Below are 20,927 nucleotides of genomic sequence, written 5' to 3'. Positions count from 1 at the left end.
CCGGCCATGAATACGATCTCGAACAATCAATGGCCTTGGGACGTGCTCGGCATCGAGTCGAGTGCCGACGAGCGCGCGGTGCGTCGCGCTTATGCACGGCTGTTGAAACAACAACGTCCGGATGAAGATGCTGAGGCATTTCAGCGTCTGCGGTACGCGTATGAATCCGCGTTGCAGATGGCGAGCGGCGCGGTCTCGAAGGGAGCAGTTGCGGAGCCGACCGCGAACGCCTCTGGCGCTGAACCCGCGATTTTGATCGGAATCACGCGGGAGCCGGCAATCGTGCCGGCGACGTCCCGCGTTAGGGTCAACAGTTCGGACGTCGAGGCCACCGTCCGCGAACCCGACGCCTTTGAAACCGCCGTCCAACTCTGGCAGAACTTCATCGCGCAAACGGACGACCTCGCATCGCGCCGTTCGCTGCAGGATCTGTTCGCCGCCGTCGTCAACATTCCGACACGCGACGAACTCGAATGGCAGGCGCTGTGTCATTGTCTGAACGAGGACACGCCTGCCACGCTGCGGATGAACCTGAGCGCGGTCCTCGGCTGGCGGGACAACTCGACGCATCTGCGGCGACGCAACGCGGCCATCGCCACGCTCGCCTTGAACCGCGTGTTCGCCGACGAAGACTACAACGCGCTGCGTCTGCGCTTCACGAACGCGATGGCATTGCTCGAAGGTCCGTTGCCGCAAATGGCGACCGGCGCGCGAGCACTGCTTCGTGCCGGTTTGCGCGCCGAGATGGAGCAACTGTTGACCGCCCTTGGCCGCTACCATCCGAATGTCGTACGGCTGCGGCTCGATGCCGAGAAAGTCGATTTCTGGGGACGTTGCCTCAAATTCCGCGTCGGCGCGGGCCGCCTGTTTGGTCCGGCACTCGCGTTGAACGCGTGGTGCGGTTTGCTGTTCGCCAACGCGTCGCTGAACCCCAATAGCAACAGGTGGTTCGATCAGTGGTCGCCCGCTCAGTTGGGCATTTTTCTGTCGACGTTGATGCTCGCGCTGATGACGGTCGCCGCCACGACCGTGCTGCTGTCCGAGCCGCAGCAACATCGACTGCGAGCGTTGCGCTCGATCGGCTGGCTGCGTTATGGCTGGATTCCCGTTTGGCTTGGCGCGACCACCGTTGCACTGTGTGAGGACGGCAGCGGTCATTCGACATCGATCGCGATGGCCACACTAGGCGTCTGTACGATCTGGGCCGCGTTGATTCACGGCTGGCCGCCCATTAAGGGGCTCGCGATACTGGCTGCGTTCAGCGCGACGGCGTTGGGTTTTGCGGGCCACTGGATCGCCACGGATTCGCATGCGTGGCTGATGCCTTACGCGCACGGTGTGCTGTTTGCGTTCTTCTTCTCGTTTTCGCAGGCGGAATGGCGCGGATGGATCGCGCGTCGGCCGCGGTTGTTTTGGGCTTGCGTGCCTTTGTGGTTCGCTGGATTCGTAGCGTTGATCGTGTTGCTGTTGCAGCGCGAAGCGCGTGCGACGCAGTTCGCGTGGGCGTTGTTTGCGGTGATGTCGGCGGCGGGCGGCGTGCTGGCGACGACGCGTTGGAACGATTTGCGCAATGCGATACCGGTGTTTTTCCGCGGGTATGCGAACCTCGTGTGGATGGCGCTGGCGATTTACAAGCCGGACATCATCGCCTGTGTGAGTGCGGGGCTGATGAGTATCTGGGTTATTGATGGGATCAAGCAACGGCGCGAAGCGCGACAAGCCATGCGGTAAGCATCCCCACAAAACGAAAGGGCGCACCACCCAGTGCGCCCTTCGTCTTCCTGCTATCGCGGTACTTCAACATCAACCGCCCACCAAAACTCGACCGACAAAAAACCTCAAGCCTCCAGTTGCTCCAGCACCTTGCCTTTGGTTTCAATACCAAGAAAGTGCACCGCCACCGCCGCAAGAAACGGGACGACCGCGAGGATATAAAACGCAACCTGCAAATTGCCGCCGATCATCGTCTTCGACACGATAGCCGGCGCGAAGATCGCCGCCACCTTCAGCCACGCGCCGCCGACGCCGCAACCCATTGCGCGGATACTCGTCGGATAAAGCTCCGGCGTGTACACGTAAGCCGTGATGAACCCGCACGCCAGGAAGCCCAGCGAGAACGCGCAGCACGTCGCCACGACATACACCGACGAATCGTGGAACACACCCGCCAGCAGCAATGAAATCGCACACGCAACAAACGAAAAATTGATGATCGGCTTACGCCCCACCTTGTCGACCAGCAACGCGCAAGTGAGCGAACCCACCACGCCGAGCACCGAAGCGGCCACCGCCAGATTCAACGCGAGTTGCAGCGGCGCGTGGTAAATCGTGCGGTAAATCGTCGGCAGCCACGTCGAAAGACCGTATTGAATGAAGCCGCACGTGATCCACAACATGGCCACGGCCAGCGTGCGCTTCAGATACGCGGGACCGAACAGGTCGGCCATGCGGCGCTTCGGATGACGATTGGCCATCGCCTCGAATTCAGCCGATTGTGTCACCGGCGGAAGCGGACCTTTAACCGCGCGTTCGAACACATGCACTGCAACGTCCGCATCGGCCATCCGCTCACGTTCGGCGAGCCAGCGCGGCGATTCCGGCACGAGCTTGCGCAGCACGAAGAACAGAATCAACGGCATGCCGCCGATAAAGTACATGACTTGCCAGCCGAAACGCGGCACGATCCACGCACCCAGCGCATTCGAGGCGAGCAGTCCAACCGGGAAAACGATTTCATACAGCAGCACGAAACGGCCACGTCCATGCGCACGGCTGATCTCGTTGATGTACGTCGCGGCCACCGGCAATTCGCCGCCGAGCCCGAGCCCCTGAATCACGCGCAGCACAACAAACGCTGCAAATGTGGGCGCAAAACCGCACGCAATGCTGGTGATGCCGATGATCCCCGAGCTCAGCGCGATCGCTTTCACACGCCCCTTGCGCTCCGCATACCACGGAAAAACGAACGCGCCGATCAGTTGACCGACCGAACCGGAACCGATCAGAAAGCCGATTTCCCACGGCGTCAGATGCCACTTTGCGATCAGGATCGGCAACGTGGCCGCGATCGCGATCACGTCGAAGCCGTCGAAGAACGTCGCGAGACCGATCAGAATACGCGCGCGCACCTGCATCGCATTCTTGGGCAAACGCTCCAGACGCGCGATGATCGAGCCCCGGGTCACAGGGCCTGAGACACCGGCGCTGCTGCGGTCCCCCATGGTGTTGTCGATGGTTCTCATGCCGTTGTGCCGTCCGTAGATGTGGTTAGGCAAGTGCCGTTGAAGCGTCGGTCAGGGTGGCAAGGTCGATGGTCCGGCCTTGGTTCATCCATTTGCGCGACAGTTTCAGTTCGCGCGGCGTATTGATGGCGATCACGCCGCGAATCGCGCTGTCTTCCAGATGGAACAGCGTGGCGCGTTTGCCGGGCAAATCGCCGCGTACGGCGAGTTGTGCATCGCCTGGAATGTCGCCGAGAATCTGCAGATTCACGTCGTACTGATCGGACCAGAACCACGGAATGTCCGCATACGGTTCGAAGGTGCCGAGCAATGCTTTCGCGGCGGCAATCGCCTGGTTCTGCGCATTGGCCCACGATTCGAGCCGCACGCGCCGCTTGAGCCACGCGCTCGGATGATTGGCGACGTCGCCGCACGCGAAAATGCGCGGGTCGTCGGTGGCGCCGAAATGATCGACCACGATGCCGTCTTCCACCTTCACGCCAGCGGCTTCCGCCAACGCCGTGTGCGGCGTGAGACCGATGCCGGCCACCGCGAAATCGGCGTCGAGCGTCGAGCCGTCCGCGAACGTGGCGCGAATGCGATTGCCGTCGTTCGGATGATCTGCGAGCGACACGAGCGAAGCGTTCAAACGCACGTCCACGCCGTTCGCGCGATGCAGGTCGAGCAGGAAGCCGGACACCATCGGCGGCAGCGAACGGGCGCACAGACGCGGCGCACCTTCCACCACCGTGGCCTCGACGCCGAGCTTGCGCGCCGTGGCCGCGACTTCGAGACCGATCCAGCCGCCGCCCACCACCAGCACGCGCTTACTGGCGCGCAGCCGCTCACCCAAAGCGACGGCTTCGTCGAGCGTACGCAGGTAAGCGATGTGCGAGGTCTTTACGAGCGACTCCGGCAGCTTGCGCGCCGCGCCGCCGGTGGCGATCACCAGTCGGTCATACTGCACTTCTCGGCCCGATTGCGTGCGCACGATGCGCTGTTCGCGATCGATCGAAGTCGCGCAATCCGGCTGCCATGCTTCGACGTTCAGCGCCTCGAAGTCGTCGGGCTTCACGAGCCGCACGGTGTCGATATCCGCTTCGCCCGCCAGCACCGCTTTCGACAACGGCGGCCGTTCGTACGGCAGATGGACTTCGTCGGCGATCATCACGAGACGGCCGTCGAAGCCTTCCTTGCGCAAGGTCTTCACGACCCAACCGGCCGCCTGGCCGCCGCCGATCACAACGATCGTGCGCGGTGCTTCCAGTCCGGCATGGGCGGCTTGCGCCTTTGCAGCAGCAGCATCAGTCATTTTTCCGCTCCGTCATGAACTTGTCTTCCGGCGCCTTCGCGTTTTTCTGACGCCGCGTATTGCCGTCGATGCCGCCGTCGATCGCCCATTCGGCGAACACCGTCGGACCCGGTTCGAAATCGCGCGGCTGCCATTCGGGCGTGAGTTGATCTTCGTCGGCGTAGTACTCGATCAGGCCGCCTGCCGGGTTCTGGAAGTACCAGAAGTAAGCCGACGACACCGGATGACGCCCCGGCCCGAGTTGCGTATCCCAACCGCAGCGGCTGATATGCATGCCGCCGCCGAACACTTCGTGGATATCGCGCACGGTGAACGCGACGTGGTTCAGGCCGCGCTTACCGTTGGGCAGCGCTAGCAGGAAAATGTCGTGATGGCCGCCGTGCGGCGCGCAGCGCATGAACGCGCCACGGCCCGGATAACGGTCCGACATTTCGAAGCCGAGCAGCTCTTGATAGAACTTTTCCTGTTCGGCGAGACGGTTCGTGAAGAACACCACGTGGCCCACTTCGACCGGTTCGGCGCGTTCGTAAATCGGCGAAGGCTGATCGACGCGCAGCGTCTGGCCCCACACATTCGACGGCGAACCGTGAATGTCGAGCGCGCGCTTGCGGGTCACTTCCACGCGAATCGCCATGCCGTTCGGGTCGATACAGCCGACGGCGTCGTCGGTTTCGAAATGGCCCGGCTGACCAGCGAAGCGGCCGCGCAGTTCGTCGAGTTCGGCTTTGGTTGCGACGCCCCACGTCACTTCGCGCAGCGTCGGGCCTTCTTCGAATGCCGGCGGCAACGAAGCATCGTCTGCGTTCGTTAAAAGAATCGTGCAGCCGTTCAGCGTTTCGAAACGCGCCTGGGTTTCGTCGTGCGCGACTTCCTTCAAGCCCCAGTCCGCGAAAAAGCGGCGACAGGTGGCCAGATCCGTCACGCCGTAAATAATCTGTTCAATGCCGAGAATCGTCATAACGTGCCTCTTGCGTATCTTGCGGATTAGTTCGCCCACGCCAGCGGCGCGTCGTTCAAGCCCCAGTAGAGGCTTTTCTGTTGCATGTATTCGCGGATGCCGAGCCGGCCTTTCTCGCGTCCCATGCCGCTCTCTTTCCAGCCGCTGAACGGCGTCGCGATCGAGAACAGCTTGTAGGTGTTGATCCAGATGGTGCCGGCTTCAAGTGCGCGGGCGATCCGGTAGGCGCGCTTGTAGTCGCGCGTCCAGATGCCGGCGGCGAGGCCGAACACGCTGTTGTTCGCTTCTTTGAGGAGCGAGGCTTCGTCATCGAACGGCATTGCCACCAGCACCGGGCCGAAGATTTCTTCCTGGCAGATGCGGGCGTCGTTGGTCAGGCCTTCGAGAATCGTCGGCTGGAAGTAGGTGCCTGCCTCGCGGCCATCGCCAACCGGGCGTTCGCCGCCGCACAGCAGACGGCCGCCTTCTTCGAGGCCGAGCGCGACATAGCGCTCAACGGTTTCGCGATGCGCCGCCGTAATCAGCGGACCCATTTGCGTTTCGGAACGCGTCGGATCGCCGACACGCAATTTGCGCGCGCCTTCCGCGAGACGCTTCATGAACGCTTCGTAAATCGAGCGTTGTACGAACAGGCGCGAACCCGCGATGCACGCTTCGCCCGACGAACTGAAGATGCCGTACAGCACGCCGTTGACCGCGTGATCGAGATCGGCGTCGTCGAAAACGATGGTCGGCGATTTGCCGCCGAGTTCTAACGAGACCGGCATCAGCTTGTCCGCCGCGATGCGCGCGATGCCGCGGCCCACTTCGGTACCGCCCGTGAACGACACCTTCTTCACCAGCGGATGACGCACCAACACGTCGCCGATCACCGAGCCCTTGCCCGGCAGCACGCTGATCACGCCCTTCGGTACGCCGGTTTCCTCGCAGATCCGAGCCAATGCCAGCGAGACCAACGGCGTCACTTCTGCCGGTTTCAACACGACCGCGTTACCGCCCGCGAGTGCCGGCGCGAGCTTCTGCGCGTCGGAAGCAATCGGCGAATTCCACGGCGTAATCGCGGCGATCACGCCGATCGGCTCGTAGATGCTCATCGTCAGATAGTCGCCGCGCGAGGGCGTGACTTCTTCGTCGAGCGTTTCGAGGCAGGCGGCGAAATAACGGAACGTGTTCGCAGCGCTCGCCACCAAAACGCGCGTTTCGCTAATCGGCTTGCCGTTGTCGCGGCGCTGCAATTGCGCGAGCGCTTCGTGGCGCGCCATGATCAGATCGGCAATGCGGTACAGAATCAGCGCGCGTTGATGCGGCTTCAAACCCGACCAGTCCGCGCGGCGCCATGCGATGTCCGCGGCTTCCACGGCGTCGCGGGCGTCGTCGGCATTGGCCGTCGAGATTTCCATGTTGACCGACTGATCCGCCGGATACAGGCTTGTGTACGGGTTGCCACGCCCTTGCCGCCATTCGCCGCCGATGAAAATATCGCCGTTGGGCACGAGGCTGGTATCGAAGTGAGTCATGTCGGTCATTCCGGTTTGCTTCAGCTAATCAACTGGGGCTTAAATCACGCAGCGCGCCGCGCGATTGCGTAGCGCACGCATCGCGCTATACGCGGTCAGCGCGGACGTCTTAGGGTTATCCGGCAGCGGCTTGCCGCACATTTCGAGCGACATCTCACCGAATGCGCCACGCGCCACGATGCGGTGCACGTTGCGCGTCACGTTCGGGTCGGCGATCAGTCGAACCGTGGTGTGGTCCAGACCGAGTCCGGCCAGCGCGATCGTCGCGGCCACGTTGGCGTTCTTCGGATAGAGCCGCGCCGCTTCGCGCGCGCTGCCTTCGAAGATCACCGTCTCTTCGTTCAGCGTGTGCAGATCGCAGAACTGCTCCGCCGGCGTGCCGAGCCATCCCGTGGGCGGCTTGCGGCCGGTGTACAGCACTTCGTCGAGACCGCCGAGCTTGGCCGCGGCCAGCGCATCCACACCACCGATCGCGCCGGAGAGCAGCGTCAACGTGGCGTCGCCTTCATCGGCGGCGGCGGACAGTGCGTCCAACAGCAGCATGTCGGACAGCGCACCGATCGACGCGACCGCGCAGTCCGTGCCGGCCTTCAGCAACGGCACCACGTGATCGACCAGCGCGCTATGGCCCGCGCATTCCAGCGCGAAATGCGGCTGGCTGCTCAAGGCGGACACGGAGGCCACGACATCCACCGAGTCGCCCACTACTTCACGCACCGAAGCCATGTGGCGCTCCGGCACGATCACGTGCGACACGCGCACGGTCGGATCGGCGGCGACCGAGCGATACACTGCCTGGCCGATCGCGCCGAAGCCGATCATCGCGACGTCGACGGGTGCGTGATGCCCCGCGTAGCCCGCGTCACGCATGTTCCGGCTCCTGTTCCTTGACCGGCGGGCCGGCGAACGCGGTCGCGAACGAGCCGACCGACAGCATGTCCACTTCGACCAGCACCGGGCCCGTCTTCGCCATACCTTCGCGGATGATCGCGTCGGCCTGATCGAGCGATTTGATGCGGTAGTGCGTGAGCTTGAGGCTCTCGCAGAACTGCGCGAAATCCGGCTGATGCAGATCGACGTAGCAGCGGCGGCCGCCGTATTGCGCGTCCTGAATGTTGCGGATCACGCCGTAGCACTGGTCGTTCATCAGCACGATCATCACGTTGGCGTTTTCCTGCACGGCCGTCGCGAGTTCGCCGACGTTGACCATCAGACCGCCGTCGCCGACGAGGCACACGGTCTTCGCCGCGCTACCCGCCAGCGCCGCGCCGATGCCCATCTGCATGCCTTGGCCGATGCCGCCGCCGAGCGCATGAACACCCGCACGCGGCGAGAAAATCTTCAGCATGCGGTTGCCCCACGTGCTGTTCGAGATCGTGACGTCGCGCACCCAGTTGTAGTCGCGGCCTACGGCTCCTTGCAATGCATCGACGAGACGCTTGTACGGACCGAGGCCCTTGCCCACATCGGCGACGGCGCTTTCGCGTGCGGCAGCCAGATCTTGCGTGAACGTCGGATCAACTTTCAGACGGCCTTCGAGCAGCGTTGCAAGTTCTTCGAGTACCGAAGATGCATCGCCGTGAATGAACATCTCGTTGCGGTAACCGCGGTTGTCCGCGAGCGCGTCGGCGTCGATGCGATACAGCGGTTGCGGCAACGCGAGCTTGTACTTCAGCGTTTCATTGCCACGCAGACGCGAACCGACCACCACCAGCGCGTCACACGTCTTGTAGAAGCTCTCGACCGCTGCATGCACGTTGAACGCGCCGAGCGTCGCCGGATGATCTTCCGGCAGCACGCCACGGCCTTGCACGCTGGTCACGACGCCGAAGCCCAGCGCCACCAGACGCTCGACTGCCTTCGTCGCGTGACGCGTGCCGCCGCCCAGCCACAACAGCGGACGCTTGGCCGTGGCCAGCGAATCGGCGAGCTGCGCGACGCGCTGCTTGCAATGCGTGAGCGTCGTGATGTGCGGCGCGGCCAGATCGGCGGGCCATTCGATTTCGGCGGCCTGAATGTCGATCGGAATCTCGACGCTCACCGGACCGCTCGGCGCCGTCTGCGCGACGCGCACGGCTTCGCGGATCGTCGGCAGTGCGGTTTCAACCGAACGCACGCGGAACGCCGCCTTCGAGATCGACGACAGCATCGACAGTTGATCCGGCGCTTCGTGGATATACGCGAGGTCCTGATCGAGGTATTCGGTTTCGATCTGGCCGGTGACGTGCAGCAGCGCGGTGCCGGCGGTCAATGCTTCGACCATCGCGCCCGCTGCGTTGCCCGCCGCGGTGCCCGTGCTGGTGAACGCGACGCCGAGGCCGCCGGAGACACGCGCGAGACCATCGGCCATGTTGACCGCGCCGGCTTCGCCGCGCGCGCCGACGTAGCGGATCTTGCCGCGATTGTGGATCGCGTCGAGAATCGGCATGTTGTGGATCGAGATCACGCCGAATGCGGTTTGAACGCCGCATTGCTCGAGAAAGGCGGCGATCAGTTCGCCAACGGTGGTTTTGTTAGACATGTCGTGCAACGCCTCCAGAAACATCGATATGACTGCCCGTCGTATAGGACGACAGCGTCGTAGCCAGATAAAAGAGCGCTTGAGCGGCTTCTTCGGGGCGACCGAAGCGGCCTAGCGGAATGTTTTTCTTGCGCGCCAGCTCGGCGGTCCAGTCTTCCCAGCTCTGGCCCGGCTGCGCTTCCTTCGCGTAACGGCGGCGCCATTGACCCGATTCGACGATGCCGATCAGAATCGAATTGACGCGGATGCGCTGCGGCGCGAGTTCCACCGCGAGCGACTTGAGCAGGTTCTGCACGCCGGCGCGCGCTGATGAAGTGGCCACCATGTGCGGCTCGGGTTGCAGCGCCAGCAGCGAGTTGACGCACACAATCGCCGGATTGGAAGCGTCGCGCAGCATCGGCAGAAACGCGCGGGTCGGGCGAATCACGCTGAAGTACTTCAGGTCGAGTTCTTCGCGCCAGGCGTCGTCGGTGGTGTCGGCGAAAGTCGACACGCGGCCTTGGCCTGCGTTATTCACCAGCATGTCCGTGCGGCCAAAACGCGTCTGCACCGCTTCCGCGAACGCCTTCACGTCGTCGGCGTCGAGCACGTCGCAGCGGCGCGCCAGCAGTTGCGCGTTTGCAAACTGCGTCTTCAGCGCGGCTTCCGCTTGCGCGAGACGTTCGGTGTCGCGGCCGCAGATCGCGACCGAGGCGCCCGCCCGCAGAAACAGTTCGGCAGTCGCGAGGCCGATGCCGGACGAACCGCCCGTCACCACCGCTACCTGTCCGGTCAAATCGATTTGGATCATCAGAGCCCCAATGCCTTCATGTAATTGCTGCCCGACTTCGCGCCAGCCTTCGGCCGATAGTTGAGCCGCTGCGAAAGTTCGTCGGCCGCGCGGCGTACCTTGTCGATCAGGCCGCTGTCGAGCAGCGACGCGTCGATCTCGTGGCGCGGAATCGTCGTCGTGATGACGGCGACGATGCGGCCCGTGTCGTTACGCACCGGTACGCTCACCACCGAAATGCCGCGCTCGAACGACGACTCGCTGATCGCGAAACCGCGCCGCGCGTCGTCGCAAATCCGTTCGTACAGGTCGTCGACGGTCACGGGCGTCTGCTTCGTGAAGCGTTCGAGTTCCGGTTCGGGATACAGCTTCTTCAACTCGTCGAGCGTGAGGTCGCCCATCAGCACCTGGCCGTGCGTCGTGGCATAAGCCGGCAGACGCGTGCCCACGTTGACCTTCACCGAGCTGAAAATCGGCGCATGGCTTTGTGCCTTGGCGACGAACACGACGTCACGTCCATCGCGGATCACGATGTGGCTGGTGAGTCCCGTTTCGTTACGCAGCGCCTCGATGATCGGCAAACCGAGGTCGGTCAATTCGAGCGAGCTCAGATATTCGAAACCGAGCCGCAGCACCGCGACGCCGAGGCGATAGTTGCGGTCCTTGTCGGCACGCTCCAGAAAGCCGAGCGATTCGAGCGTTTGCAACAGACGGAACACCGTCGTGCGAGGAATCTTCAGGCGCCTGGATAATTCCGGTGCGCCGAGAACCGGCTCGCGTGGCGAGAACTCCGTGAGAATCTTCAGACCGCGTTCGAGACCCGGCACCCGATAGGCGGTGTCGCCGGTGGTGCCGTTGCGGTCTTCGTCCGCGTCGCGCTCGGCGCTAATCGTGTCGGGCGTCATTCATTGGCTCCGTGGTCCGTCGCTCGTGCGACAGAACGTGTCGATGATCGCGGTGTACGCGGCGGGTGCTTCGATATAGCCGGCGTGGCCCGCGCGCGGCACGACCTGCAGTTGGGTGCCCGCGGCCCGTGCGAGTCGCTCGCAGGCTTCGGGCGTCGTAATGGTGTCGTCGGCGCCGACGGCCACGTTGATGCGGCCTTTAAAGCGCGCAAGGTCGCCGGCGAGATCGGCGTTGGCGAGCAGATGCGTGGCCTGCGCATAGCCGAGCGGGATCACGCGCGACATGTTCCAGCGCACCCATGCGCGCGCTTCGTCGCTCGCGTGAGCGGACAGCATGTTGGTGCTGCGTTTTTCAGCGAGGCCTTGCGGGCCGAGTTCGTTGAGCATCGCGAGACGCTGATCGCGCTTCGTGTTGCGCACATCAGCCGATGCCGCGCCGTAGCCACCAGCCGGCGACAACAGCAGCAAACCAGCCACACGCTGCGGATGCGTCACGGCAAACGCGCCGGCAACAACCGCGCCGAGCGAATGGCCGAGCAGCACGCAGCGTTCGATGCCGAGCGCGTCGAGCCATTCCTTCAGCACGGTCGCGTAATCGGCGGCAGCGGGCGATTCGGCCGCGACCGGCGTGGATGCGCCATAACCCGGCGCATCCCACGCCAGCACGCGGCGCGTCGCGCCGAGTCCTTCGAACTGCTGCACCCACGACGCCGCGCCCGAACCGATACCGTGCAGCAACACGAGCGGCAGCGCGCTGCTGTCGGCGCTATCCACTTCGCGATAGCTCACCGCGCGTTGCGAGGCCAGCCCGATCTGCTGCGCAGGAAAGCGCGCGAGGCGGGCTTCGAGCGTGGCGTGCTGATCGGCGGTAACGGACGGGACTGCGGACATGATTTCCTTCGCGGGTGTTTTAAAACTGCGGTAGCGTTTGAAGGGCTAGCGCTTGAGCGCGGCCAGCGGCGAATCCGGCGGATACGTCGGCGTAACGGGCTTCGGCGAACCGAGCATCACGCACATCAACGCGTCTTCTTCACCGATATTCACTTCCGTGCGATACACGCCCGGCGGCACCGAAATCAGATCACGTTCGCCCAACACGGCTTCCCACGTTTCGCCGTCTTTCTCGCAGATCACTTTCATCTTGCCGCGCAGCACGAAGAAAATTTCTTCGACATCCCTATGAATATGGCTCGGGCCGATGTTGCCGGCCGGAATCACCATCGTCGAAAACGTGAAACCGCCTGCGGGCACCGTGTTCATGTCCTTCGCGACGCCCGTGCCGCCCGTGCCGACATAGCGCATTTGCGCGCGGCGATACTTCGGGTCGTAATCGGCCTGGAACTTCAGCGCGTCCCAGTCATAGCGACGCGTTTCCAGGCGCGCGACGCGGCTGTCCAGCCATTGGGCAAAGCTCGTGTCCGCGGGTTGATCCCACGATTTGCGTTCGATATCGGCGTCCGCCATCTCTTTCTCCTTTCGATTCGACAAGATCAATTCATCACGAAGCCGCCGTTGACCGGCAGCAGTTGGCCGGTCACGAAGCGAGCGGCATCGGATAACAGGAACAGCACCGGCCCGGTGACGTCCTCGGGCACTTGTGCGCGCGTCAGCGCGCGGCCTTGCAGGTAATACTCGTGACGCTCGGCGGGCACGTAGGCGGTCGCCTCGACTTCGGTCAGTCCCGGCGCGATCGCGTTGACCGTCACCTGATGCACGCCGAATTCACGCGCCAGCGAGCGGGTCATCGAGATCACCGCGCCCTTGCTGGCGACATAGGCGAGCAGCTTCGGCGCGCCCCACATCGCCGTGTCCGACGCAATGTTGACGATGCTGCCGCGACCCGAGTCGCGCAGATACGGCAGCGCGGCGGTGCTCATCAGCCAGGTGCCGCGCACGTTGACGTTCATCACGGCGTCCCACGTATCGACAGACAACTCGTCGGCGAACTTGCCGCCGGAGTTGGTGATCGCCGCGTTGTTGATCAGTGCGTCGAGACCGCCGAGTTGCGCCGCGCCTTGTTCCGCGAACTGCTTGATGCTGGCGGGATCGGCGAGATCGAGCGGCACGTATCTGACTGCATGACCTTGCTCGGCGAGCGACGCTGCGAGCGCACGGCCTTCTTCGTGCAGCACATCGCCGAACACGACGCGCGCACCGGCCAGCACCAGCGAGCGGACGAATGCCGCGCCGAGACCACGCGCGCCGCCCGTCACGAGGACGCGCCGGCCGTTGAGCGCTGCGGACGCGTCGTTATGCATGGCTGTGGCCCGCTTCCGCCGTTTGCGCGGCACCTGCTTTCGCAACTTCAGCGCGATGCGCTTCGAGTGCGGCGAAGTCCTGCTGCGCACGCTGACGCAACATGCGGCGCACGCGCGTCATGCCGACGTCGTGCTGATAGAGGAACTCGTGCGCGCGCGCATTCGGCGCCATGCTTTCCAGCACGTAGCGGTCTTGCTCCAGCACGGCCCAATGCAGACCTTCCAGGCGATTGCGGTACAGGAAGCGCCATGCGTCGCGTTGCCAGCCCGACACTTTGCGAGTGCGCCAGAAGTAAACCTGGCAGTTGTCGCCGTCGACTGGCGTGGCAAAGCCGATGATCCCGAAGTTGCCACCCGGGCCGAACTTCTTCTTGTACGGAATCGCGAGGCGCATCCACAGCGTGCCGGTTTCGCCGAGTTCCACCCAGTCGAAATTCACGTCACGCTGGCCGACCTTTTCGAACATCAGACCGGTTTCGGTCTTGCGCACGCGCATGTCGGCCTGCTTGTCGCCTTCGGCCATCGAGTGCGACGTCGCGTGCAGATAGGCGCCGTGCATCGGGTCCATCACGTTGTCGATCGCGTACTGGTAATTGCACTTCCAGTGCGACATGCACAGAAAGCTCGCGTATTCCTCGCCAACCAACTCTTCCGGCAATTGAAGCGGCGTGGGTTCCTTATGCGCGTCGTCGCCGAACCACAGGAAGATCGCGCCGGCATGTTCTTCGACCGGATACGACTTCACGCACTTCTGGCCTTCCAGCGGACAGTTCGACACGGCCGGCACTTTGGTGACCTCACCGCTGCCGTCGATTTCAATGCCGTGATACCAGCAAGCGACGCTGCCGCCGAGATTCCAGCCGAGCGACAGACGCGCGCCACGGTGCGGGCAGCGGTCTTCGAGCGCGCGGACTTTGCCTTCCTTGTCGCGCCACAGCACGATCTGATCGCCGAGACGCGTGATGCCGACCGGCGCGTCGCCGACTTGCCAGCTCGGTGCAACGGGATACCAGTAGTTACGCAGGCCTTTGTCCAGATAGGACTGGATCGGATCGGCCGCGCCTTGATTTGTATTGGGGGACGTCATGAAGAGACTCCGGATACGAATGCGATGAACGTGTTCGGGAAAGCGCGCTTATTCGGCGAGCAGGCGGAATTCGGCGGCGAGGCGGTCGGCGTTCCACATGCTGCCTTCCGGGGTGCGGAAGCCGACGCGGTTCAAACCGTCGACCACTTCCTGCAACTCCATCGCGCCCGCTTCGAAGACTTTTTCGAGCGCATCGCCGAAGTCGTTCTCGTATTGGGTCGGCTCAGCCTTACGCGTTTGCCAGATGAAGTTTTCGCTCTCGCCCGGCTTTTCGATCACGCCCTTGCCGGCGACGTTGTTTGGCTGCGGCGCGAGCCACGGCTTCAGGAGAGGATTGAAGTTCACGATTTGCTCTCGCATGTCATTCCACCTTGATCTGGATTTCTTCACCGGCGAGGCGCACCGAGTACATCTTCAGGTCGCGGCCACCGGGCTCTTTCAAGCATTTGCCGGTCGGGATATGGAACACGGCTTCGTGCAGCGGGCACTCGACGGTGTCGCCGTCGACAAAGCCCTGCGTCAGCAACGCGAACGCATGGGGGCAGACGTTTTCCAGCGCGTACAGCGCATCGCCCACTTTGTAGATGCCGATCTCGGTGCCGTCGAGCTTGAACTCGAGCGGCGCGTCATCGGACAGGTCGCCGGCATGGCCGGCGCAGCGCCATTGTTCAGTCATTTCTCGCCTTCTCCTGAAGCTTTATGTTCCATACAAGGAACATCAGTTCGTGTATGGATAATTATAGGAGCGACTTTGACTAGAGAAAATAAAAATCTGGACTGGTAGGGGAAAACACCGAGTGTGGCGCTCGCAAGACAACGTCGCGGGAACGGGAATGAACAGCTGCGATGCTCGCCGAGCCTTGCGGGGATTAGGTTTTGGCCATATTTTCAGATGAATCCGACAGCCCTTGTACGGGTTTGTACGGGGTCCGAAAATTTATTTTGAACACCTCCAGACTCACTATAATTTTCCATAGGCGATACAAACGCCCATAGGTGGAACATAAAGCGTAGCAGTTTTGGCGAATAAACCCCAGAGCTGCATTCAACCCAAAGCAAGGATCAGGGACGACGAATCTGGCGAAAGCTATCCGTCGTGTGATCAGGAGAACCAACGGTGAAGCACATCATTGCAGCCGGCTTGACGGCAATCTGCGCAACGACAGGCGCATGGGCGCAGAGCAGTGTGACGCTATACGGCAGCCTGGATGCCGGTGTCGCATATATCAGCAATGTAGGCGGCCATTCGAAGTGGATGGAAGAACAAGGCAACATGCAGCCTGACCGCTGGGGCCTGAAGGGCGTGGAAGATCTGGGCGGCGGCCTGAAGACGATTTTCCAGTTGGAAAACGGTTTCTACACGAACACCGGCGCGTTCGCGAAAGCCGGCGTGCTGTTCAATCGCCAGGCGTTTGTCGGACTGAGCTCGGACACGATCGGCACGGTGACGCTCGGTCATCAGACGCCGTTCAGCTTCGACGTGTTGGGTCCGCTGAGCACGGCTTATCTGGCGGCGAGTTGGTACGCGTTTCACCCGGGCAATATCGACGAACTCGCCGATACAGGCGTGGTGCCGTTCGACAATTCGGTGAAATTCCGCTCGGCGAGTTTCAGCGGCTTCCAGGTCGGCGCGATGATGGGTCTCGGCAACACGACCAACTTCTCGACCGGCAAGACACTGAGCTTTGCGCTTAGCTATGCGAACGGTCCGTTCAAGGCCGGTGCGACGTATGCGAACGAACATGACCGCACGCCGTCGATCGTCACGACGGGCATCACCAACTTCCAGGGCGTGGCCGCGGCCACTTACACCGCGGACAAGGTGGAGAACATGGGCGCGGGCGCCTCATACCAGTTCGGCAAGCTGCTGGTGCACGGTTTGTACACGCGCGTGAAGCTCGAGTCGGGTTCCCACTCGAATACCTATCAGAGCTACGACGTCGGCGCGAATTACCAGTTCACGCCGTTTAACACCGTGGCCGGCGGCGCCGCGACGACGACGTTGGCGGGGCATCGCTGGACCCAGTTCGAGATCGGCGATATCTACGCGCTGTCGAAGTCGACGCAGTTGTACGTGAACGCGCTGTATGAACGCGCCGGTTCGAACACGGATGCGGCGTTCTTCACGGCGGGTGTGTCGAGTGGACGGAACCAGACGATCATTCTGACTGGCATCCATCACTCGTTCTGATGCGCTTATGAGACTGTGATCTGAAGCGGCTAGTCCGGCTGCGAACGCAGCCGGACTAGCGCTGAAGTGAATGCTGAAATAGAAGCGGAATCAGCCCGCCGCCACCGACTTGCGGCGCGCCTGAACCGCTGTCGGATCGTCCGGACGCGGCCGGTAGCTGAGTCGCTCGGACAATTCGAGCGCCGCCTGGCAAACCGCGATGACGAGCGGCTCGCGCTCTTCGGCTTCGCCGATATCCGAACGTGGAATCGTGACGGTCAACGCCGCCGCGATCTTGCCGCTCTGGTCGCGCACCGGCGCGCTCACCACCGAAATACCCCGCTCGAACGACGCTTCGCTCAGCGCATAACCGAGCGCCGCGCTTTCACGCACCCTTTCATACAGTTCTTCGACGGTGGCCGGCGTGCGTTCGGTGAAACGTTCGAGTTGCGGCTCGGGATACAACTGCCGCAATTCCTCGAAGCTCAAGTCGCCCATCAACACCTGACCGTGGACCGTCGCATGCGCCGGCAAACGCGTGCCGACATGCACCTTCACCGAGCTGAACATCGGCGCATGGGTTTGCGCCTTGGCGACGAACACCACGTCGCGCTGATCGCGGATCAGCAGATGCGTGCTCAGGCCCGTGGCGTCGCGCAGGCGTTCGAGAATCGGCGTGCCGACATCGGTCAATTCGAGCGAACTCAGATATTCGAAGCCGAGCCTCAGCACCGCGACGCTCAGGCGGAAATAGCGGTCGCCGTTGACGCGTTCGAGAAAGCCGAGCGCTTCGAGCGTCTGCAATAAACGAAACGTGGTGGTGCGCGGAATGCCGATGCGTTTCGACAATTCCGGCGCGCCGAGCACCGGCTCACGCGCGCTGAATTCCGCCAGAATGCGCAGGCCGCGCTCGAGGCCCGGCACGAGATAAGTCGATCCGCCGGCGCTCTCTTCGTCGGTGGACTCCTGGGACTCGGCGTCGTTTGCCTGGGCCGCCGGCAACGCGTCGTCCTGCGAAATCGTGGCCGCTGCGCCGCGTGGCTTCGCGTGCTTGCGTCCCGCTCCTGTCTGCTCTTCTTTTGCCATCTTGGCTGCCGTTTCTGCTGTTCATCAAGGTCAGATCAGCATGATAGCGCGTGGCGCGCCGCCTTCACCGCCTTCGCTATTTTCTTCCGCGCGACTGCAGCGGCCGCACGCCGTGCGATCGTCGACCGTCGCCACGCGCGCGCCGGCTGCCGCGTCGTGGTTAACCATGCCAATTGCTGCACCGCCACCATTTCGCGCGGTGCTATGCTTTGAAGCGGTCCATTGCGCGAGGCCTCGCTGCCGCGCATTCGCTCCGCTCAAGCGTCCGGAGGCCATGCTCATGTCCGATTCCATTCAGATTCAGGTTGCCGACTCGCACCTTTATCCGGGCTGCGCGGTGCGCATCGCGCACTTGCCCGAGCCCGCCCGGGGTGGAGCCGCCGTCGTCGAATTCGCGGATGGTTCTGGCGCCAATGCCACCTGCCACCGCCGAGCGCTCGACGAACTCGAATTGATGGTCGACCGCTATGCCACGCAAAAGCGTCACCCCGTCGATACGCGGCATTGGCTTCTGCTTGCCGTCGACGCCACGCATAACAGTTGGCGCGTGAAGCGCCGACTGCCATAGTCTGCATCTTTCGCTGCCTCGAATCCGCAACCGGTGCCGCGCGCACGCCGCTCCGAGCGGCGCGCTAGCGTCCGTCACAGCCACTTCGGAACTTACCGATGACCGATCACGATTCCACCCTGCCACCGAACGCCGATAACGCCCCCGACGACCCCGAACGCCGCCGAGTCCTTACCGGCCTGGCAGCGGTCGGTATCGGACTGGCGCTGACGGGCTGCAAAACCGACCAAAGCATGTCGAGCACGGGCGCGCCGCGCAGCGCCGCCGACCTGCGTCTCGACGCTGCGCTTCACGATCAGGTCAAGCACATCGTCGTGATCTACGCGGAGAACCGCAGCTTCGCGAACCTGTACGGCAATTTCCCCGGCGTCCAGCATCCGCTCGATGCCGTGAGCGCAGAGCGTTATCTGCAGCTCGACCGCGACGGCAAGACGCCGATGCCGCGCTTGCCCGCCATCTGGGGCGGCCTCGTGCCGCAAGCGCAGGAAGTCGGCGGCAAGCGCTACATGATCGCGCAGAAAGATATCGTCAACCTGCACAACCGCCCGTTCCATCTCGCCGACGCGCAGGGCGCGCCGCTGCCGACCGGCGTGATCACGCGCGACCTCGTGCATCGCTTCTATCAGAATCAGATGCAGATCAACGCCGGCCGCAACAATCAGTTCGCCGCATGGGGCGATTCCGGCGGCCTGGTGATGGGGCATTACCGTAATTCCGCCGACACGCTGCGTCTGTGGAATCTCGCGCAGCAGTACACGCTGTGCGACAACTTCTTCATGGCGGCTTTCGGCGGCTCGTGGCTGAACCACATCTTTCTGATTTCGGCGCAGGCGCCGTTCTATCCCGACATTCAGAACAGCCCCGCGAAGAAGATGGTGTCCGTGGTCGACGGCGACGATCCGGCCGGCACGCGGCTGAAGCAGTCGGAAGACTCGCCCGCCTCCGCGCTCGACGGCCCGCCGAAATTCGTCAACGACGGCGCGTTCACCGCCGACGGCTACGCCGTCAACACGATGGCGCCGCCGTATCAGCCGAGCAACGTACGTCCGGCCGAAGGCGGCAATCCGGCCTTCGCCGATCTGTCGAATCCGCGCGTGCTGCCGCCGCAAAATTACGCGACGATCGGCGACCGGCTGACCGACAAGGGCGTCGACTGGGCTTGGTACAGCGGCGCGTGGCAGTACGCGTTGGAGCATCAGGATACGGGCGCGGTGCCCGACTTCCAGTATCACCATCAGCCGTTCAACTACTTCACGACTTTCGCGCCGGGCACTTCGGCGCGGCGCAAATATCTGCGCGATGGCGGCCTCGGCAACGACGCGTCGACCAACCATCTGATCGCGGATATCGATGCAGGACGCTTACCGGCGGTCGCGTTCTACAAGCCGCAAGGCGATCTGAACATGCACGCGGGTTACGCGGACGTCGCATCGGGTGACCGTCACATCGCGACGGTGATCGAGCATATTCAACGCGGGCCGCAGTGGGCAAACACGGTCGTGGTCGTCACCGTCGACGAGAACGGCGGCTGGTGGGATCACGTGTCGCCGCCGAAGGGCGATCGCTGGGGTCCGGGCTCGCGGATTCCCGCGCTGGTGATTTCGCCGCTGGCGAAGAAGGGTTACGTCGATCACACGGTGTACGACACCAATTCGATCCTTCGCCTGATCAGCCGCGTGCATGGCCTCGCGCCGCTCGATGGCGTCGTGGCGCGCGATCGGGCATTCGCGAGCAACGGGCTCGCGCCGTTGGGGGATTTGACAGGGACGTTGGATCTGGCTTGAACGCTTGAACGTTCGAGAGTTGAAACGCCTGCGGCGCGGCCGCGGGCGTTTCAACGCGAATTACTGCGGCTTCGACTGCGCGGCGCCATGCAGTTTTGCGACCACCGCATCTGCAATCTGCTGAGCCGTCTTCTTGATCGTCTTCTTCTCGTCGCCGCTCGCCATCACGAACTTGGCGGCGATCACGTACGGATTCAGTTTGATGGCCGCGCCCGGCATGCCTTTGCTGTCGGCTTCGTCGACGGCCTGATATAGCGGCGGCAAATCAGGCGCACCGAGGCTGTCGCACGACACCGCCACCTGGATGTCGTTCTGGCCGGCGCCGAAACCGACCATGGCACGCCTAAGGCGATTGCCGTCGTCGACACTCAAAAACACGCCGCGCACTTGCCAACCGACAGTCGGCAGCGGCTGACCCGGCGCACTGCGCCGCGCATCGACGCCAGCCTTTTTCAGATCGTCCGTCAGCGCGTCCGCCATTTCGTCCACGATGTGTTTGGCATGGTCCTGCGGATTCTTGTCCTGTCCCATCGGTCCCGGTCCGCTCGGCAGCAAACCGCGCAGGCGGCGCACGCGTTGGCCCGGTCCGCTGTCCGGCGTCACGTTCGCGACGTCCAGATCGAAGTCGGCGACATAGACGATCGGCGCGGGCGCCGCGAACGGCGCGCTGTCCGCCGCGGCGTTGACGGTGGCCACCGCGCTCAGGCATCCCGCCATCAGCGTGCATTGCAGAAATCGATGCAGCATGGCATGCCTCCGCGACCGTCAACA

21 protein-coding genes are annotated in these 20,927 nt (G+C 63.2%); 4 read left to right on the top strand and 17 right to left on the bottom strand.

Going from position 1 to position 20,927, the window contains the following annotated elements:
• The first annotated feature begins 6 nt into the window (after nucleotides 1-6).
• Nucleotides 7-1,731 carry a J domain-containing protein gene (locus HF916_RS12080; RefSeq protein ID WP_168789192.1) on the top strand — a complete coding sequence of 575 codons (1,725 nt, stop codon included), beginning with the start codon at nucleotides 7-9 and terminating at the stop codon, nucleotides 1,729-1,731.
• A 107-nt stretch (nucleotides 1,732-1,838) separates the two neighbouring features.
• Here the strand turns inward: HF916_RS12080 and HF916_RS12075 are convergent, their stop codons facing one another.
• Genes HF916_RS12075 through HF916_RS12010 form a run of 14 tightly spaced genes read right to left on the bottom strand, consistent with a single transcriptional unit; the run spans nucleotide 1,839 to nucleotide 15,224 of the window.
• The gene (locus HF916_RS12075; RefSeq protein WP_168789191.1) at nucleotides 1,839-3,242 is read right to left on the bottom strand and encodes an MFS transporter; all 1,404 of its coding nucleotides are present in this window, start codon (nucleotides 3,240-3,242) and stop codon (nucleotides 1,839-1,841) included.
• A gap of 25 nt (nucleotides 3,243-3,267) precedes the next feature.
• Complete coding sequence (locus HF916_RS12070) at nucleotides 3,268-4,533, bottom strand: NAD(P)/FAD-dependent oxidoreductase (protein WP_168789190.1); 1,266 nt, start codon at nucleotides 4,531-4,533, stop codon at nucleotides 3,268-3,270.
• Nucleotides 4,526-5,491: a VOC family protein gene (locus tag HF916_RS12065; protein WP_168789189.1), complete on the bottom strand. Its 966-nt coding sequence runs from the start codon at nucleotides 5,489-5,491 to the stop codon at nucleotides 4,526-4,528. Before HF916_RS12065 ends, HF916_RS12070 begins: the two co-directional genes overlap by 8 nt.
• 26 nt (nucleotides 5,492-5,517) lie before the next feature.
• Entirely contained in the window at nucleotides 5,518-7,008 is a 1,491-nt protein-coding gene (locus HF916_RS12060; protein WP_168791973.1) for an aldehyde dehydrogenase, read from the bottom strand.
• Between the two features lie 39 nt (nucleotides 7,009-7,047).
• Complete coding sequence (locus tag HF916_RS12055; protein WP_168789188.1) at nucleotides 7,048-7,878, bottom strand: aspartate dehydrogenase; 831 nt, start codon at nucleotides 7,876-7,878, stop codon at nucleotides 7,048-7,050.
• Entirely contained in the window at nucleotides 7,871-9,529 is a 1,659-nt protein-coding gene (locus HF916_RS12050) for a thiamine pyrophosphate-binding protein (protein ID WP_168789187.1), read from the bottom strand. The genes HF916_RS12055 and HF916_RS12050 overlap by 8 nt, the downstream gene beginning before the upstream one ends.
• Nucleotides 9,522-10,319: an SDR family oxidoreductase gene (locus HF916_RS12045; RefSeq protein WP_168789186.1), complete on the bottom strand. Its 798-nt coding sequence runs from the start codon at nucleotides 10,317-10,319 to the stop codon at nucleotides 9,522-9,524. Before HF916_RS12045 ends, HF916_RS12050 begins: the two co-directional genes overlap by 8 nt.
• A complete protein-coding gene (locus HF916_RS12040; RefSeq protein ID WP_206001871.1) occupies nucleotides 10,319-11,203 on the bottom strand; it encodes an IclR family transcriptional regulator in 885 nt (294 codons plus the stop codon). Before HF916_RS12040 ends, HF916_RS12045 begins: the two co-directional genes overlap by 1 nt.
• On the bottom strand, nucleotides 11,204-12,094 hold the full coding sequence (locus HF916_RS12035; protein WP_168789185.1) for an alpha/beta fold hydrolase: 891 nt from the start codon (nucleotides 12,092-12,094) through the stop codon (nucleotides 11,204-11,206). It lies immediately after the preceding gene.
• A 45-nt stretch (nucleotides 12,095-12,139) separates the two neighbouring features.
• Nucleotides 12,140-12,667, bottom strand: coding sequence for a cupin domain-containing protein (locus HF916_RS12030; RefSeq protein ID WP_168789184.1), 528 nt, complete (start codon nucleotides 12,665-12,667; stop codon nucleotides 12,140-12,142).
• A gap of 26 nt (nucleotides 12,668-12,693) precedes the next feature.
• Entirely contained in the window at nucleotides 12,694-13,461 is a 768-nt protein-coding gene (locus HF916_RS12025) for an SDR family oxidoreductase (protein ID WP_168789183.1), read from the bottom strand.
• Nucleotides 13,454-14,548, bottom strand: coding sequence for an aromatic ring-hydroxylating oxygenase subunit alpha (locus HF916_RS12020; protein WP_168789182.1), 1,095 nt, complete (start codon nucleotides 14,546-14,548; stop codon nucleotides 13,454-13,456). The genes HF916_RS12025 and HF916_RS12020 overlap by 8 nt, the downstream gene beginning before the upstream one ends.
• 48 nt (nucleotides 14,549-14,596) lie before the next feature.
• Nucleotides 14,597-14,908, bottom strand: coding sequence for a recombinase-like helix-turn-helix domain-containing protein (locus HF916_RS12015; RefSeq protein WP_168789181.1), 312 nt, complete (start codon nucleotides 14,906-14,908; stop codon nucleotides 14,597-14,599).
• A 1-nt stretch (nucleotide 14,909) separates the two neighbouring features.
• Nucleotides 14,910-15,224, bottom strand: coding sequence for a non-heme iron oxygenase ferredoxin subunit (locus HF916_RS12010; protein WP_168789180.1), 315 nt, complete (start codon nucleotides 15,222-15,224; stop codon nucleotides 14,910-14,912).
• Nucleotides 15,225-15,665: 441 nt separating this feature from the next.
• Between HF916_RS12010 and HF916_RS12005 the strand changes: the two genes are divergently transcribed.
• Entirely contained in the window at nucleotides 15,666-16,739 is a 1,074-nt protein-coding gene (locus HF916_RS12005) for a porin (RefSeq protein ID WP_168789179.1), read from the top strand.
• A 90-nt stretch (nucleotides 16,740-16,829) separates the two neighbouring features.
• Here HF916_RS12005 and HF916_RS12000 read toward each other — a convergent pair whose 3' ends face one another.
• Nucleotides 16,830-17,804 (bottom strand): IclR family transcriptional regulator, encoded by a 975-nt coding sequence (locus HF916_RS12000; RefSeq protein ID WP_168789178.1) that lies wholly within the window; start codon nucleotides 17,802-17,804, stop codon nucleotides 16,830-16,832.
• A 30-nt stretch (nucleotides 17,805-17,834) separates the two neighbouring features.
• Nucleotides 17,835-18,086 (bottom strand): hypothetical protein, encoded by a 252-nt coding sequence (locus HF916_RS11995; protein WP_168789177.1) that lies wholly within the window; start codon nucleotides 18,084-18,086, stop codon nucleotides 17,835-17,837.
• On the opposite strand from HF916_RS11995, the gene HF916_RS11990 reads away from it, so the two are divergent.
• Both HF916_RS11990 and HF916_RS11985 read left to right on the top strand, forming a co-directional pair.
• On the top strand, nucleotides 18,085-18,372 hold the full coding sequence (locus tag HF916_RS11990; protein ID WP_168789176.1) for a hypothetical protein: 288 nt from the start codon (nucleotides 18,085-18,087) through the stop codon (nucleotides 18,370-18,372). The two genes, HF916_RS11995 and HF916_RS11990, sit on opposite strands and share 2 nt — an antisense overlap.
• Nucleotides 18,373-18,470: 98 nt before the next feature.
• Nucleotides 18,471-20,156: an acid phosphatase gene (locus HF916_RS11985; protein WP_168789175.1), complete on the top strand. Its 1,686-nt coding sequence runs from the start codon at nucleotides 18,471-18,473 to the stop codon at nucleotides 20,154-20,156.
• Nucleotides 20,157-20,216: 60 nt separating this feature from the next.
• Here the strand turns inward: HF916_RS11985 and HF916_RS11980 are convergent, their stop codons facing one another.
• Nucleotides 20,217-20,903 (bottom strand): DUF4410 domain-containing protein, encoded by a 687-nt coding sequence (locus HF916_RS11980; protein WP_168789174.1) that lies wholly within the window; start codon nucleotides 20,901-20,903, stop codon nucleotides 20,217-20,219.
• Nucleotides 20,904-20,927: the final 24 nt, after the last annotated feature.

The organism is Paraburkholderia aromaticivorans, from assembly GCF_012689525.1.
GTDB lineage: Bacteria > Pseudomonadota > Gammaproteobacteria > Burkholderiales > Burkholderiaceae > Paraburkholderia > Paraburkholderia aromaticivorans_A.
Note: the sequence above shows the minus strand (reverse complement) of the source record. Positions and strands in the feature narration are given on the sequence as shown.